This is a genomic window from Staphylococcus sp. URHA0057, from assembly GCF_000620265.1.
Classification (GTDB): domain Bacteria; phylum Bacillota; class Bacilli; order Staphylococcales; family Staphylococcaceae; genus Staphylococcus; species Staphylococcus pasteuri.
Genome location: NZ_JHVS01000010.1, coordinates 17,691 through 33,836, shown reverse-complemented (window position 1 = coordinate 33,836; position 16,146 = coordinate 17,691). Strand labels below are relative to the sequence as shown.

Annotated in this window: 14 protein-coding genes; 8 read left to right on the top strand and 6 right to left on the bottom strand. The window is 31.1% G+C overall.

The annotated features are described in order from the left end of the window. Nucleotides 1-99: 99 nt before the first annotated feature. Together N524_RS0107170 and N524_RS0107165 are read right to left on the bottom strand one after the other, a co-directional pair. On the bottom strand, nucleotides 100-387 hold the full coding sequence (locus N524_RS0107170) for a putative quinol monooxygenase (RefSeq protein WP_017636538.1): 288 nt from the start codon (nucleotides 385-387) through the stop codon (nucleotides 100-102). 120 nt (nucleotides 388-507) lie between these two features. Then, nucleotides 508-1,782: an MFS transporter gene (locus N524_RS0107165; protein ID WP_017636539.1), complete on the bottom strand. Its 1,275-nt coding sequence runs from the start codon at nucleotides 1,780-1,782 to the stop codon at nucleotides 508-510. A gap of 432 nt (nucleotides 1,783-2,214) precedes the next feature. Here N524_RS0107165 and N524_RS0107160 point away from each other — a divergent pair, with 432 nt between their 5' ends. From N524_RS0107160 to N524_RS13415, 3 genes are all read left to right on the top strand, one after another. Further along, nucleotides 2,215-2,826 (top strand): DedA family protein, encoded by a 612-nt coding sequence (locus N524_RS0107160; protein WP_017636540.1) that lies wholly within the window; start codon nucleotides 2,215-2,217, stop codon nucleotides 2,824-2,826. 262 nt (nucleotides 2,827-3,088) lie between these two features. Beyond that, nucleotides 3,089-5,053 carry a fructose-bisphosphatase class III gene (locus N524_RS0107155; RefSeq protein WP_017636541.1) on the top strand — a complete coding sequence of 655 codons (1,965 nt, stop codon included), beginning with the start codon at nucleotides 3,089-3,091 and terminating at the stop codon, nucleotides 5,051-5,053. A gap of 130 nt (nucleotides 5,054-5,183) precedes the next feature. After that, a complete protein-coding gene (locus N524_RS13415; RefSeq protein ID WP_371106450.1) occupies nucleotides 5,184-5,318 on the top strand; it encodes a type I toxin-antitoxin system Fst family toxin in 135 nt (44 codons plus the stop codon). 108 nt (nucleotides 5,319-5,426) lie between these two features. Here N524_RS13415 and N524_RS0107150 read toward each other — a convergent pair whose 3' ends face one another. Continuing rightward, a complete protein-coding gene (locus N524_RS0107150) occupies nucleotides 5,427-7,214 on the bottom strand; it encodes a cation:proton antiporter (protein ID WP_029056101.1) in 1,788 nt (595 codons plus the stop codon). Between the two features lie 312 nt (nucleotides 7,215-7,526). Between N524_RS0107150 and N524_RS0107145 the strand changes: the two genes are divergently transcribed. The 4 genes from N524_RS0107145 (at nucleotide 7,527) to N524_RS0107130 (ending at nucleotide 11,448) form a co-directional block, all read left to right on the top strand. Continuing rightward, complete coding sequence (locus N524_RS0107145; protein WP_029056100.1) at nucleotides 7,527-8,576, top strand: YkvI family membrane protein; 1,050 nt, start codon at nucleotides 7,527-7,529, stop codon at nucleotides 8,574-8,576. 91 nt (nucleotides 8,577-8,667) lie between these two features. Next, nucleotides 8,668-10,095 (top strand): aldehyde dehydrogenase, encoded by a 1,428-nt coding sequence (gene aldA / locus N524_RS0107140; protein ID WP_029056099.1) that lies wholly within the window; start codon nucleotides 8,668-8,670, stop codon nucleotides 10,093-10,095. 127 nt (nucleotides 10,096-10,222) lie between these two features. Beyond that, entirely contained in the window at nucleotides 10,223-10,504 is a 282-nt protein-coding gene (locus tag N524_RS0107135) for a GNAT family N-acetyltransferase (RefSeq protein WP_017636545.1), read from the top strand. 137 nt (nucleotides 10,505-10,641) lie between these two features. Beyond that, the gene (locus N524_RS0107130; RefSeq protein WP_017636546.1) at nucleotides 10,642-11,448 is read left to right on the top strand and encodes a VOC family protein; all 807 of its coding nucleotides are present in this window, start codon (nucleotides 10,642-10,644) and stop codon (nucleotides 11,446-11,448) included. Nucleotides 11,449-11,543: 95 nt separating this feature from the next. Here the strand turns inward: N524_RS0107130 and N524_RS0107125 are convergent, their stop codons facing one another. Then, nucleotides 11,544-13,037, bottom strand: a complete 1,494-nt coding sequence (locus N524_RS0107125; protein WP_029056098.1) for an aldehyde dehydrogenase family protein — start codon at nucleotides 13,035-13,037, stop codon at nucleotides 11,544-11,546. A 274-nt stretch (nucleotides 13,038-13,311) separates the two neighbouring features. Beyond that, on the bottom strand, nucleotides 13,312-13,974 hold the full coding sequence (locus N524_RS0107120) for an NAD(P)H-dependent oxidoreductase (RefSeq protein WP_017636548.1): 663 nt from the start codon (nucleotides 13,972-13,974) through the stop codon (nucleotides 13,312-13,314). A gap of 276 nt (nucleotides 13,975-14,250) precedes the next feature. On the opposite strand from N524_RS0107120, the gene N524_RS0107115 reads away from it, so the two are divergent. Beyond that, the gene (locus N524_RS0107115) at nucleotides 14,251-15,243 is read left to right on the top strand and encodes a D-lactate dehydrogenase (protein WP_017636549.1); all 993 of its coding nucleotides are present in this window, start codon (nucleotides 14,251-14,253) and stop codon (nucleotides 15,241-15,243) included. A 57-nt stretch (nucleotides 15,244-15,300) separates the two neighbouring features. Here N524_RS0107115 and N524_RS0107110 read toward each other — a convergent pair whose 3' ends face one another. Further along, on the bottom strand, nucleotides 15,301-16,107 hold the full coding sequence (locus N524_RS0107110; RefSeq protein ID WP_029056097.1) for a Cof-type HAD-IIB family hydrolase: 807 nt from the start codon (nucleotides 16,105-16,107) through the stop codon (nucleotides 15,301-15,303). Nucleotides 16,108-16,146 lie beyond the last annotated feature (39 nt).

Below are 16,146 nucleotides of genomic sequence, written 5' to 3'. Positions count from 1 at the left end.
TATTAGATGTATTGTTCACAATCCATCAATGATACATACTATTATATCACTTTCATTAATATTTGATTACTATTTCCCATTATATTTTATCTACCAAATTTATTTAATTTGTTGGGCAATTTCTATAACTGGTTCTTCTGCAACATACTCTTTAACTTTATTATTAAAGTTTTGGAAATGTGGAGACTCCATATGTGAGTTGATTGCTGCTTCATCAATATAATTTTCAACTACCACAAATGTATTACGTTCTTGTACATCTTCAAAATGGCTATAGTATAAGACTCCATCTTCTTTTCTTGTTTCTTCAACTAAACTTTCCATCAATTTTAAATATTCGTCTCGTTTTTCTTCTAATATTTTAATTTTTGCATTAATGATCATCATTTAAAACACACCTTTCTTATTAAGATATTATGTACTTAACAAAATATCAAAAGCAATAAATGAGATTTGATATAGTACATTACTATATCAAATCTCATTTATTGCTCTTTTTAATATCTACTATTCTATTGTTTTATGTTCATCAATAACTAATGGTTTATCAGGTTTAACAAAGAACCACATTATAATTGCTACTACTGCAGGAATTGCTAACAATTCAAATGTTAAAGTCCATCCTAGACTTTCAACAAATATTCCTGCTAACAATGGGCTTGTTAATGCCCCAATATTACCCCATAAGTTCATCCATCCTGATACTGTACCTGAGAAGTTACGGCCTAAGTCAGTAGCTGCCGCCCAGCTCATACCCATAGACATACCAACTCCACCAAGTCCTAATGATAACCAGAAAATAGTAACATAAAGGCTATCTGTATGTACTGCAAGGAACATTGACGCTGAAAATACAATAAATCCTATAATAGCAATAACACCACGAGCGACAAAGCGTGATTTGCCAGTGTTTAAAATTCTATCTGAAATTGCTCCCCCGCTAAGTATTAAGAAGAACATTAATAACCATGGAAGAGAACTAATTGACATATCTTTAAAATCAACATGATATACTTCTGTTAAATATGTAGGTAACCAAATTAAAAACAGAGTGATAACGAATTGAACAACAAAGTATTGAATTGCAATTGCATAGAAACTAAAGTGAGTTAAGAATCGTTTCCAAGGTGGTAACGATTTGTCTGTGTCTACAATATCTCTATGTTGCATAATAAATTGTTTTTCAGCCTCGTTGACCATTTTATGTTGTTCAGGTAAATCTTTTGCAATAATTGCCCAAAGTATTGCCATTACAATTCCTATTGCACCAAAAATATAAAATACCGCTTCCCAGTTAAATGCATTTACGATAGCTATAGTTACAATTGGCGCTAATACAGGGCCAAAGTACGAACCTGCTAATAAAGCACTTGAAGCTCGTCCTTTTTCATTTTTTGCGAACCAAAATGAATTGAATACTGCATTAGAAGGATACATTGGCGCTTCACCTACACCAAATAAAAATCTAACAAAATATAATAAACCATGATGCTTAATCATACCTGTAAATATAGTAAAAGCACTCCACCATACCAATGCAATTGTAATCATTTTACGTGGTCCAAATTTTTCAGCTAACATCCCAGAAGGTACTTGCATTAATGCATAACCTAGTGAAAAAAATGAAGCCAATAAACCAAATTGAGCTTTTGACAAATGCAAATCTTCCATCATTGGAACAGCAATATAAGAAATATTAGACCTGTCCATGTATGCAATAACTCCGATCAAGAAGAATGCAATTGCGAAGCCCCAACGAACGTTACTTCTTTTCTTATTCATTTCTTTTCCTACTTCCCTTATTAAATATGTTGTCTCTAAGTGTTGTCGTTCAGTTTCAGAAATCCTTCAAGATGACTATGATTAAACTACTAAGAAACAACTTAAAAATTTCTTGTAGCGCTACAATTTTTAATAATAATAGCACGAAATGGAAACGGTTACAATATAAATTTAATAAAATATTCACTTTTTATTCAATAAATATTAACAATACATTCAATATACTGTCACAAGTGTAATACTCAATTTAGAGTTAAAACTATAACTACAATAAATAAACAATTTTAGTGTTTTAAAAAACTAAAAATACTAATAAAATTTTAAATTGACTCCCCTTTCACAAGCATTTATGACTATTTTTTATTATAATGACGTTACCGTACTTTTAATTAAGTAGATTGTTTAGATGAATAAAGGAGTCTATTTATATAAATGGAACAAATTATAACGAATTTTATTAGCCAATGGGGCTATACAGCTATTTTTATTTTAATTTTATTAGAAAATGTCTTACCTGTTGTCCCTTCAGAAATTATTTTAACTTTTGCAGGATTATTATCAGTTAAATCTCATTTATCAGTTTGGACATTGTTAATTATTGCAACGATTGCATCATTTATTGGATTATTAATTTTATACTATATTTGTCGTCTTATTTCAGAAGAAAAACTTTACCGTTTTGTCGATCGACATGGTAAATGGATGAAATTGAAAAGTAGTGATTTAAAACGTGCCAATGATTGGTTTAAAAGATATGGCGCATGGGCAGTATTTCTATGTCGATTCATACCAGTATTACGTGTATTAATTACCATCCCTGCAGGTATTAATCGTATGAATATTATTGTTTTCACATCTTTATCATTATTGGGTACAACTATATGGAACTTTGCGCTTATTATACTAGGTCGTTTGCTTAGCGATAGTTTTGGCGCATTAATGAATGGTATTCATACATATTCTAGAATTATGTATGTTATTATCATCATTGCCATTATTTACTTTGTTATTAGATATTTCGTAAAACGTAAACGTGTCAAATAATATATTATTACTTAACGCTAACATAGTGACTACTTTGTTGGCGTTTTTTAGTATGACCCCCTATTTGTTCCATGCCATAATCAATTAGCTCCCTCTAAAAAATTGTCATTTTCAAACTTGAAGCACTCTGAATATAAAAATATATTTTCAAATAAAGCTTTGCTATTGAAAATTAATCACTTTTTCTTGATAATCAAATGTAAGCGCATTAATTATTACAAAGACTGACTATATTGGAACTTATAAACAGGAGTGACAAATCATGACACATATTACTGAAAGTGAATTGAAACAAAAATATTTAGACTTACTATCACAACGTTTTGATAGTGCTGAAAAATTAGCTACAGAAATTATCAATTTAGAATCAATATTAGAACTTCCAAAAGGCACTGAACATTTCGTAAGTGATTTACATGGTGAATATGAATCTTTCCAACATGTTTTAAGAAATGGTTCAGGTAATGTCAGAGCAAAAATAAATGATATATTCGGAAATACGCTTAACGAAAAAGAAATTAATGATTTAGCAGCACTTGTATATTATCCTGAAGACAAATTAAAGTTAGTTAAAAATCAATTCAATGCGAAAGGTCAGCTCAATGTTTGGTATATTACAACTATCGAACGTTTAATAGAATTAACAAAATACTGTTCTTCAAAATATACTCGTTCTAAATTACGCAAAGCGTTACCAAAACAATTTGTATACATTATTGAAGAGTTGCTTTATAAAAATAATGAATATCAAAACAAAAAAACATATTACGAAACATTGATTAACCAAGTTATTGAATTAGAACAATCTGATGATTTAATTATCGGTCTTTCATATACTGTACAACGATTAGTCGTTGACCATTTACATGTAGTTGGAGACATTTATGACCGTGGACCTAAACCAGATAAAATTATGGATACGCTTATTAATTATCATTCTGTAGATATTCAATGGGGAAATCATGACGTATTATGGATTGGTGCTTATGCCGGTTCCAAAGTGTGTCTAGCTAATTTACTTAGAATCTGTGCACGTTATGATAATTTAGATATTATTGAAGATGCATATGGCATTAACTTAAGACCTTTACTTACTTTAGCTGAAAAATATTATAGTGGAGATAATCCAGCTTTCAAACCGAAAAAACGTCCTGACAAGGAAGTAAGTCTTACTCAACGTGAAGAACATCAGATTACGAAGATTCATCAAGCAATTGCAATGATACAGTTTAAGCTTGAAATGCCAATTATCAAACGTCGCCCATCATTTGAAATGGAAGAACGCTTAGTTTTAGAAAAAATTGATTACGACAAGAATGAAATTACTGTTTACGGTAAAACATACCCATTAAAAGATACATGTTTCCAAACTGTTGATCCAGAACATCCTGAAACATTATTGAAAGAAGAGGAAGATGTTATTGAGAAGTTACTCCTTTCTTTCCAACAATCTGAAAAACTTCGTCGCCACATGTCCTTCTTAATGAGAGAAGGAAAATTATATCTGCCTTATAACGGAAATTTACTTATTCATGGATGCATTCCAGTAGATGAAAATGGCGAAATGGAATCATTTGAAATCGATGGTGAATCACATAGTGGACGTGAACTATTAGATGTTTTTGAATATCATGTAAGAAAAGCATTTGACGACAAAGAAATCACAGATGATCTTTCTACTGATTTAGTTTGGTATTTATGGACTGGTAAATACTCTTCATTATTTGGTAAACGTGCCATGACAACATTTGAACGTTATTTTATTGAAGATAAAGCCTCACATAAAGAAGAAAAGAATCCTTATTATTACTTACGAGAAGATGTTGATATGATTCGTAAGATGTTAAAAGACTTTGATTTAAATCCTGATGAAGGCCGTATCATTAACGGGCATACACCAGTAAAAGAAATTGACGGTGAAGATCCAATTAAAGCAGATGGTAAAATGTTAGTTATTGATGGCGGTTTCTCAAAAGCTTATCAATCTACTACAGGAATAGCTGGTTATACGTTACTTTATAATTCATTTGGTATGCAATTGGTTGCTCACCAAGAATTTAATACTAAGGAAAAAGTATTATCAGATGGTGCGGATGAGTTATCAGTTAAACGTGTTGTTGATGAAGAACTAACACGTAAAAAAATTAAAGACACTAATGTAGGACATGAACTACAATCTCAAATAGATATTCTTAAAATTTTAATGCATGATAGATACTTAAAATAATATAAAAACAGAGCGATAATTGAGTAGAATTCCAATTATCGCCCTGTTTTTATATTTTATAATATTTTTTTCTTTTAAATTAATTATCCCTTGCTATAATAATACTATCGTCTATGCTTTAGACGTCCTAATGACGTGTAAAGGAGGTGTTATGATGCGGGATATTCTGATAAATATTCTGGCAACCATAACAAGCGGTTGCATCATTGCTTGGTATACTAATTGGTTACGCTGCCGCAATGATAAAAACAATAGACGTAAGTAACCACACCTATAAGAATCCCCTCACTATCACCAGTAGTGAGGGGATTGGTGTTATATGCGAGATATTTCTGATGTTATATTAACATTATTTTTTTATAAAAGCAATATTTTATACGTTATAAACATTTTTTAATATACCATATGTCCCATGTTCTTCTTTAGGTAGTGAATGATTATTCCTTTTAAAAGTGACATTTTTATTTTCATTAATATAATAAATTAACATATCTTTATCATTAATTTCATGATATCTTTCGGCAGGCACTTCTATAATATTATGTTGTGTTATATAGTTATCAAACCATCTTGGTGTATGATTTTCATCAAATAAAATATGATTTCGAATAGGACCATTTAAATTATTACGTGCTTGTTCATCATTAAATGATACCGGCATCATATGGACATTATTCAAACCAAATTCAGGTACTAGTTCATTAAATGCTAAACTATTAAAAATAAATGATTTCGTCATCAATATACACTTATTATATCTTAGTAAATCTGAATATATACGGTCATTGCTAGATAATAAATTCCCTTTAAATACTTCAAATCCTTGCTGATGTGCTTTATCTGAAGTGTTTTCAAATAAATTGAACATCATAATGGGTATACCATGATCTTTAAGCATACTTCCTAAATGAAATGAGAATTCACTTTCCCCAACAATAATAACGCCAGGTGGTTCATTACTTGCTACGCCTAACAACTTACTTAACGGCGTAAAGCTAAATCCATAAATAACAACGGTAATAAATACAAGACCAAATGTGACTGGTGTTATGTATTGAGCCATCTTAACGCCGTCATCCATAAACAAACTTGAAAAGAATTGTGCAACGGTAAGTACAACAATACCTCTAGGCGCCATTAAGGCTACACTAACACGTTCTCTTTTAGTTATTTCTGTTCTAAATGTGGAAATAATTACCGATAAAGGTCTTACAAGTAAAATCATTACAATACTAAATACAAGTAATTGCCATGATAGTACGTTTAGTAATACATCTTTAGTAAGTGATGATGTAATTAAAATAAATACTGTTGAAACCATTATTGTTGATGCATTTTCTATAAAATGATCAGACTCCTTAAACATTAAGTCATGACGTTTATTTCGTGCCATTATAAGTCCAAATATGGTTACAGATAATAATCCAGATTCTGCTAAAATTTCGTCACAGATACTAAATATTAAAAGTATAAATACCAGTTGTATTGGCGGCATTAAACTTTGTGGTATCATGTCACGTTTAATTAACCAATTAAATAAGAATGATGCACCAAAACCTATTAAAACAACGCTTAAAATTTTTAAGATAAATAGTAAGATTACTAAAAAACTTATACCTTCATCAACAATTTGGTATACATAGAATGCTGATAGTGCCAACATAGGACCAATAGGATCTAATATGATACTTTCCCAACGTAATATTGAATCGACATTTTTCTTTACCTTTGCTTGTTTTAACAATGGTTGGATTACTGTAGGGCCAGTGATTAAAAATAATCCACCCATAACTAATGATACTGAAATTGGAAAATCTAATACAAAATGTAATGCAATTGCACCTAAAATCCATGCAATCGTTGCACCTACAGTAATAATTCTGATGACCGCTTTCGATATCCCTTTTAACTCTCTGAAATCTAAATTACTACTACCTTCAAATAATATAACGGCTACTGCTAATGAAACTATAGGACTAAATACTTCCGATCCCATTGCTTCTTTAGGATTCGCTATGCCTAATATTGGTCCAATTAACAGACCTACAATGGCCATTACTACTATGGATGGCCATTTTATTTTATTTGCTAACCATTGACTGAATATACCTAATGCTAAAAATACAACAATCATTAGCATTAAAGGTAAATCAAATATCATAACAACACCTTCTTCAACTTTTACACTTTTTCCAATCAATATTTGCTAATACTATCAAAGTATCATCATTAATGCATTAATATTTATTAAAAATTTTTGTCATTACTATTCTACACTAATCATTTTGTATTGCATTACTATTTTTAATTCTTAGAAACCGTACGTCTTATTTACACAATAGTCCATATAGCATGTACTCAAGTATTTATTTTTAGTATTATTTCGTCTAAAATAGAAAGATATGAATTTTTAAGATAATTATAATTAAAATTGAAATCTCATTAATTTTGACATGAAGGGATAAGAACATAAATGAATATAGCTAAAGAGTCCATTATAGTGGCTTTCGCATTTGTAGGCGTTGTCGTAGGTGCAGGATTTGCGACTGGTCAAGAAATATTCCAATTTTTCACTAGCCATGGTGTTTATAGTTTAGCTGGCATTATTGTAACAGGAACTATTATTACTCTAGGCGGAATCTTTGTTTTAAAGACAGGTTATCGACTAAAATCAGGTAACCATTCAGAATCAGTACATTATTATTTACATCCAATGATTGCTAAAGTCTTTGATTTAATATTAACTGTTTTTTTATTTTCATTAGCTATTATAATGACAGCTGGCGGAGCCTCTACTATTCATGAGAGCTTCAACGTTCCATACTGGCTGAGTTCATTATTACTAGTCATTCTTATATTATCAACATTATTTTTAAAATTTGATCGTCTCATTGCAGTACTAGGAGGAGTGACACCGTTTCTAGTAGCAGTTGTAACAATGATAGCTATTTATTATTTTGCATCAGGTCATCTTAACTTTAATGCAGCTAACCAATACTCAAATCATCATAAATCTATTTCACCTGGATGGTGGTTTGATGGTATCAATTATGCTAGTTTACAAATTGCGGCTGCGTTCAGTTTCTTCTCAGTTATGGGTGGCAAATTAAAATATCGTCAGTCAGCAACGTATGGCGGACTAATAGGCGGTGTCATCATCACATTTTTAATATTAATGATTAATTTAGGTCTTGTAACTCAATTTAATCAAATTAAAGATGTTGCGTTACCTTCCCTATTATTAGCTAAAAATATTTCACCATCCATTGGACTAATTATGTCAGTCATTATGATTTTAGTAATTTATAATACAGTAGTAGGACTTATGTATGCTTTTGCTGCTAGATTTAGTAAACCCTTCTCGAAACGTTATTATATATTGATTATCACAATGGCATTCATTACGTTTATATGCACTTTCGTTGGATTTATATCACTTATTGGAAAAGTATTCCCTATTATGGGGGTATTTGGATTTATACTCCTCATACCTATATTCTATAAAGGGTTCACAAAAAGTTAGAGCATTGTTGCTCTAACTTTTTTATGTCTAAATTTAATTTTAATATTTAATCACTGACTTTTAGGGAATATTTCAAGTGGAGGTATGTTATATGACTAATCAATTATTTATAAACAATGAATTTATAGAAAGTAATTCAAACGAAACAATGGATGTAATTAATCCAGCAACTGGTGAAAAAATAGATACGATTACATTTGCGACTACTGAGGAAGTTAATGAAGCCATCGAGAAATCTAAACATGCACAATTAGAGTGGGAAAAAGTTCCGCAACCAACTCGTGCCGAACATGTTAAATTATTAATCCCATTACTTGAACAAAATAAAGAAGAACTTGCACAACTTTACGTCAAAGAACAAGGTAAAACATTAGCCGAAGCTCAAGGCGAAATTGATAAATCTGTTCAATTTATTGATTATATGACTAGTTTAAGCATGAGTAATAAAGGCGAAGTTTTACAAAATAGTGTAGAAAATGAAACTATTCAACTCACTAAAAAACCTATCGGCGTAACAGCTGGTATTGTACCTTGGAATGCTCCTATTTTAGTATTATTACGTAAAGTCATTCCTGCTATTGTAACAGGTTGTTCTGTTGTCATTAAACCTAGTGAAGAAACAACATTACTTACCCTACGTTTAGCTGAAATTTTTAAAGCTTCAACGATTCCTGCAGGTTTAATCCAAATCGTCCCAGGTACTGGTGAAACTGTTGGTACACAATTAGCACAACATAAAGATATCAAATTAATATCTTTAACTGGTAGCATGCGTGCCGGTAAAGCCGTATTTGAAAATGCAGCAAACACAGTTAAAAAGGTAAACTTAGAATTAGGTGGAAACGCCCCTGTCCTCGTAACGCCAAATGCAAATATTGATAAAGCTGTGGATTATATTGTAACTGCTCGTATTAAAAATGCAGGCCAAGTATGTACATGTCCTGAGAGAATATTTGTACATGAAGACGTTCATGATAAATTTGTTGAAAAAGTAAAATCTAAAATGGAAGCTTTAACTGTAGGAAATCCTCTTGATGAAAAAACAGATTTCGGTGCTATTATTAATGAAACTCAATTAAATAGCATAGACGAAAAAGTACAAGATGCTGTTAATAATGGAGCTAAACTTGTATTAGGTGGTCACAAATTAGACCGCCCTGGTTATTTCTATGCTCCTACTGTTTTAGATAACGTTAAACAAACAGATAGTGCATTTAAAGAAGAAATATTTGGTCCTGTATTAGCAATCACAACATATAATGACTTTAATCAAGTTATTGAAGACGCTAATGATACAAACGCTGGCCTTTCTTCTTATATATTCTCAAATGATTTATCAGAAGTCATGACGGCAACTGAACGTTTAAAATTTGGTGAAGTATATGCCAATTGTGAAGCTGAAGAAGTTGTTAACGGCTACCATGCTGGTTGGAGAGAATCTGGTCTAGGTGGCGCAGATGGTATTCATGGTTTCGAGGAATACTATAATACTACCGTTTCTTATATTAGATATAGTTAAATTGTTTAAATGCTCTGCTGTAATTTTATCTAGCACTTCAATTTAATCTCTATTCTTATATAGCAAATGTTTTAAATTTTTATTTAGTGATAAATATACTATATACACAATAAAGGAGCGATGAATTATGGCTGAAGAAATTAAACAAGGTACAAATAAATTTTATGTTGGCGAAGATGAAAACGATCCTAAAGCAGTAATCACATTTAAAACTGCAGATAATAATGAAATTGATATTGATCATACTGGTGTTTCTGATGAACTTGGTGGACAAGGACTTGGAAAAAAATTAGTATATCAAGTTGTAGACTATGCTCGTAAAAACAATTTAAAAATTATTGCTTCTTGTCCATTCGCAAAAGATGTTCTTGAAAAAGATGATAGCGTACAAGACGTATATTTAGGTTAAATTGATAAAGTAGAAGTAATAAGAGGGATAAATGTTTATTTCAATTTATCCCTCTTTTTTAAACTTTTATCTTGAATATACTTTTTATATCAGTTATAATAAGTATATTCAAAAGAGAGAAAAGCGGGGAATTAACTATGACATTTCATGATAAAACTGCAACACAAATTACAAATATTAATTTAAACGTCAAAGATTTAAACACAATGATTGATTACTATACAAACATTTTAGGATTTAATGTATTATCACAAAGCGACGAACAAGCTATTCTGGCAATTGGTAAAAGTGGACACACTTTAACTTTAAATGTACTTAAAGATGGCAGACAACCTAGTGCATCAGAAGCCGGACTATTCCATATTGCTTACTTACTTCCTACTGATACTGACTTAGCTAACTTCTTATATTACGTAGCTAATAAAGGTATGAGAATTGGTGCTGGAGATCATCTTGTAAGCCAAGCACTTTATTTCGCTGATCCAGAAGGAAATGGCATTGAAATTTATAGTGACCGTCCAAAAGATGGTTGGATTTGGAATGACGGATTCGTCAAAATGGATACTTTAGAAGTTGATGGACCTACATTATTATTAGAAAGAACTGAAGATGGCTGGGATGGTATGCCTGATGGTGCTAAAATCGGACATTTACATTTAAAAACTAATAGTTTAGAAGATGCTAAATCATTCTATATAGATCAAATTGGTTTTGAACATATTTCTAAATTCCCACAAGCACTATTTATGTCTACTAATAAATATCATCATCATTTAGCTGCTAACACTTGGCAATCAAGTAAAAAACGTGAAGATAATGATAATAGCTATGGATTATCTGGATTTGATATTTATAAACCTAATCAATCAAGCGAAATTTTAACTTCACCTGAAGGACTTACTGTACAATTACATTCAGATGAATCAAAAGTACCACAACAATAACTTCAATATAAACATAAAGCCAGTCCAAGACATTGTTTAAGTCTTGGACTGGCTCTTATTATATATTCACAAACCTCAGAAAGTATTAATATATATTAATATAATCCATTAGTTTCATTTGAAGTATCGATATAAATATTTTTTACTTGTTGATAGTTTTTAATTGCGTCTTTGTAAACTTCACGACCGATACCTGATTTTTTATATCCGCCGAATGGTGCGCCAGCTGGAATTTGGTTATACGTATTGATCCAGATACGACCTGTACGCATTGCTTTAGCTACATTTAATGCACGGTTTAAATTAGTTGTAAAGATACCACCAGCTAGTCCATATTCTGAATCATTAGCAATATCAATTGCTTCTTGTTCATCGTCAAATTTTTCTACTACTAGTACAGGACCAAAAATTTCTTCTTGTGCTAATCGATGACTATTATCTTTTAGTTCTATAATTGTTGGTTCAAAGAAGAAACCTTTATCTCGTCCATTATCAGTAAGGCGATGACCACCTGTTACAATGTTAGCACTTGAATCTTCTTCAGCTAGTTTGACATAGTTTTGGATTTTTTCTAGTTGTTCTTCACCAGTTTGACTTCCCATTTTAACATCATCTGCAAATGGGTCACCTACTTTAATATTTTCAAATGCTTCTTTTAATTTTGGTAATAATTTATCATAAACTGATGATTGGACAAGTAATCTAGATCCAGCACTACATACCTCACCTTGGTTGAATAGAATACCTAATTGAACACCTTCAATAACTTGATCAATATTAGCGTCATCAAAGATGATATTAGCACTTTTACCACCAAGTTCTAATGTAGTTGGTACAATACGTTCAGCACCTGCTTTAGCTACGCCATAACCAACGTCTGTAGAACCAGTGAATGATAATTTATCAACACCTTCATGATTGAATATAGCATCACCAGATTCAGAACCTTTACCAGTTAATACGTTAACAACACCTTTAGGTAATACTTCTTGGAATATTTTAGCTAATTCAATTAATGTTAAAGGTGTAGATGATGAAGGTTGAATAACAACAGTATTACCTGCAGCAAGTGCTGGTCCTAGTTTCCATGATGCAAGTAAAATTGGGAAGTTCCATGCCACAACTGCACCTACAACACCAACTGGTTCATTTACTACTAAACTCATAGTATTATGATCAATTTCATTAACTGAACCTTCATCAGTAGTTAAAACACTTGCGAAATATTTAAATTGGTTAGCCGCCATTGGTACATCTATAGTAGATGTTTCACGATAAGGTTTACCATTTTGTAATGATTCGATAGTTGCTAATCGTTCAGCATTGTAATGAATTTTACGGCTAATTTCTAATAAATAATCAGCACGTTCTTCTTTAGAAATTTTACTCCAAGCATCAAAAGCTTCAGTAGCCGCTGTTACTGCTTTATCAACGTCACCTTTACCTGCTTTAGCTACTTGAGCTAATTCTTCTCCATTTGCTGGATTAGAAAATGTTAATGTTTCTCCACTTTCACTTTTATGAAACTCGTTATTTATAAATAAGCCATAGCTTTCATCTATATAATCTCTTACGTTAATATTTGCCATCGTATCCCGTCCTTTTATAATTTTTGAAATACTGTAGGAAATGTATTAAACAATATATAAAGTTATATCGAAAATGTAAACGTTTACTTTTCCTTAGTTATCATTCTACATCCATACGCTATGATTAAAAAATAATGTGCTCACAAGGATGTACACTTTAAGTTTACCCTGCAACATATGATTCTATTCATCAACCCAAAATAAGAGCGATGATTGAAATAATAATTAAATCGAATTATTTCTCACCGCTCTTTCTTCACTTAAAAATATTTATTTACTCAAACCACTCAATGACATCGTTATAATTTTGACGAACTTTACCGTGTGGTGGTTCATCAGCACGATAACCAAATGCTGCCATTACAGAAATACCAAAATGATCTGTATCTAAAATACCTTCATCTTTTAAAAGGGATGTCACTTCATCTAAATCAAAGCCTTCCATTGGACAAGAATCAATGCCTAAAAGCGCTGCACTTGTCATCATATTTGCTAAAGCAATGTATGTTTGTTTACTTGCCCAATCAAACAATGTTCTTTCGCTATCATTAATATGGAAATTAGTTTGGAAATTATCAAATTTTTCATAAACTGCTGGTAATGTACTTTCCTTATAACCTTTAACACCTTTTACTAAATCTTGAACGAATTGAGATTGAGACGTTACATTTTTACGCGCAAGTACGATTACAAAATGGCTTGCTGAATCAAGTTGTTTTTGAGCGCCCCAACTGTAAGGTTTCAATTTGTCTCTCAATACTTTATTTTGCACAACTACAAACTTCCATGGTTCTAAACCTAATGAACTTGGTGACAATCTTCCCGCTTCCAAAATTGTTTCAAAATCTTCTTTTGGAATGATTTTTTCAGGATCAAATTGTTTTGTTGCATGTCTAAAATTAAACGCATCTATAATTGTTTGATTCATATTACTCATAAAGGTACCTCCATATTATTATTATGGATATTATATCTTAAAAGATGCCCTCTCTAAAATAATTGAACTAATTCATATTTTAATGCTTGTTAACATACATTTGTAATTAAACATATAAAACTATTTCTATTCAGATTTCAAAAAAACTAATTTTTAACTTGATTTGTGAAAAGATTCACAATATAATGTGGATGTAGGTTATAGTTTTACTTATTTTTTATATCATACTATTTGTTAAACAACTTTTTATAATTTTTGAAATGGGGTAATTTCATTATGACAAGAATAATGTTTTTCGGTACTAGAGAATATGAGAAAGAAATGGCGTTAAACTGGGGTAAAAAGAATAATATAGAAGTCACTACTTCACCTGAATTACTTAGCAAAGACACTGTTGATCAACTTAAAGATTATGATGGTGTTACGACAATGCAATTCGGTAAACTTGAAGACGAAGTTTATCCTAAATTAGAATCTTATGGCATTAAACAAATTGCACAGCGAACTGCTGGATTCGATATGTACGATTTAGAATTAGCTAAAAAGCACGGTATCATTATTTCAAATGTACCTAGTTATTCACCTGAAACTATTGCTGAATACTCTGTATCAATAGCATTACAATTAGTACGTAAATTCCCTGCTATTGAAAAACGTGTACAAAATCACGATTTCACTTGGGCAGCACCTATTATGTCACGTCCTGTTAAAAACATGACTGTAGCTATTATCGGTACTGGACGTATTGGTGCAGCAACTGCGAAAATCTATGCTGGTTTCGGTGCAAAAATCATTGGTTATGATGCTTATCCAAATGAGTCACTCGATTTCTTAGAGTACAAAGATTCAGTAGAAGAAGCTATTAAAGATGCTGATATTATTTCATTACATGTACCAGCAAATAAAGATAGCTATCACTTATTTGATAAAGATATGTTTGCCAAAGTAAAAGAAGGTGCCGTGCTAGTTAATGCTGCTCGTGGTGCCGTATTAGATACAAAAGCTTTAATTGACGCTGTTAATAATGGTCCTTTATATGGAGCAGCTGTTGATACTTATGAATTTGAATCACCTTACTTCACATTTGATTGGACTAATAAAAAAGTTGAAGATGAAACGTTATTAGAACTCATTGAAAATGAAAATATTTTATTAACACCTCACATCGCTTTCTTCTCTGATGAAGCCGTTCAAAATCTTGTAGAAGGTGGATTAAATGCTTCATTATCAGTTATCAATACAGGTACTTGTGATACACGTTTAAATTAAGTATATAAATAAAATGCGACGAAGTGATTCATTTAGAGACACTTCGTCGCATTTTTATTATTTATGATTATCAAGTACCATTGTTTCAATTGTTGTTAACACGCCTTGCTCATCATTACTTGGTGCAACGTCATACGCTATATCAAACAATGAGGCGTCTTGACTATTTTTCATGACATAACTATATTGCGCTAGTTCTAGCATGTCCTTATCATTATTTGCATCACCAAAAGCCATCAATTCAGAAGGTTCTAATCCCCATAATTCAAGCAATCTATGTAAAGCTTGTCCCTTTGTCATATTTGGCATAATAATATCAATACTATCATGACCACTTGATACTAATTTGATAGTTTCTGGGAAACGTTCTTGTAAATCTTTATCTAATTGTGGATGTGTTTCTCTATTAATGTTTAAAGCTATTTTGACATATTCATCTTCAGGTAAATTTTGTAATTGGGATATTTCGCTTAATTGATGGTAATAAAATTTTGTATCCTCTTTAAAATCTTCTGGTGTGTCTTCTAAAATATAGGCACTTTCTAAACCACATACAACTAATTGATTAATTTGTCTTTCTAAATTTAAATAATCAATGACGTCTTGATAATCTTGATGATTAAAACTTCGATATTGATATAATTCGTTACCTTTATATATCACTGCCCCATTTTCTGCAATAAAAAACATGTCTCTCTCACCAAAAATAGACTTTAACTTTGCATATTGATTTCCACTAGCAGCTATAAATTCTATGCCTTTACTTTTTAATTCTTTAAAAATTCGTTCGAAACGTTCTTTATCGAATTGTTTTTTTGAATCTAAAAATGTCCCATCCATATCAACGGCAATTGCTTTAATCACATGTAGTCCCCCTATCTCATCTTTATCCTAATTATAGAC

What these genes read in the sequence shown, in the direction of transcription:
- N524_RS0107120 (WP_017636548.1), bottom strand. Translation starts at nt 13,974, where the DNA reads ATGAGTAATATGAATCAAACAATTATAGATGCGTTTAATTTTAGACAT.
- N524_RS0107160 (WP_017636540.1), top strand. Translation starts at nt 2,215, where the DNA reads ATGGAACAAATTATAACGAATTTTATTAGCCAATGGGGCTATACAGCT.
- N524_RS0107135 (WP_017636545.1), top strand. Translation starts at nt 10,223, where the DNA reads ATGGCTGAAGAAATTAAACAAGGTACAAATAAATTTTATGTTGGCGAA.
- N524_RS0107125 (WP_029056098.1), bottom strand. Translation starts at nt 13,037, where the DNA reads ATGGCAAATATTAACGTAAGAGATTATATAGATGAAAGCTATGGCTTA.
- N524_RS0107165 (WP_017636539.1), bottom strand. Translation starts at nt 1,782, where the DNA reads ATGAATAAGAAAAGAAGTAACGTTCGTTGGGGCTTCGCAATTGCATTC.
- aldA (WP_029056099.1), top strand. Translation starts at nt 8,668, where the DNA reads ATGACTAATCAATTATTTATAAACAATGAATTTATAGAAAGTAATTCA.
- N524_RS0107170 (WP_017636538.1), bottom strand. Translation starts at nt 387, where the DNA reads ATGATGATCATTAATGCAAAAATTAAAATATTAGAAGAAAAACGAGAC.
- N524_RS13415 (WP_371106450.1), top strand. Translation starts at nt 5,184, where the DNA reads ATGACGTGTAAAGGAGGTGTTATGATGCGGGATATTCTGATAAATATT.
- N524_RS0107150 (WP_029056101.1), bottom strand. Translation starts at nt 7,214, where the DNA reads ATGATATTTGATTTACCTTTAATGCTAATGATTGTTGTATTTTTAGCA.
- N524_RS0107130 (WP_017636546.1), top strand. Translation starts at nt 10,642, where the DNA reads ATGACATTTCATGATAAAACTGCAACACAAATTACAAATATTAATTTA.
- N524_RS0107155 (WP_017636541.1), top strand. Translation starts at nt 3,089, where the DNA reads ATGACACATATTACTGAAAGTGAATTGAAACAAAAATATTTAGACTTA.
- N524_RS0107145 (WP_029056100.1), top strand. Translation starts at nt 7,527, where the DNA reads ATGAATATAGCTAAAGAGTCCATTATAGTGGCTTTCGCATTTGTAGGC.
- N524_RS0107115 (WP_017636549.1), top strand. Translation starts at nt 14,251, where the DNA reads ATGACAAGAATAATGTTTTTCGGTACTAGAGAATATGAGAAAGAAATG.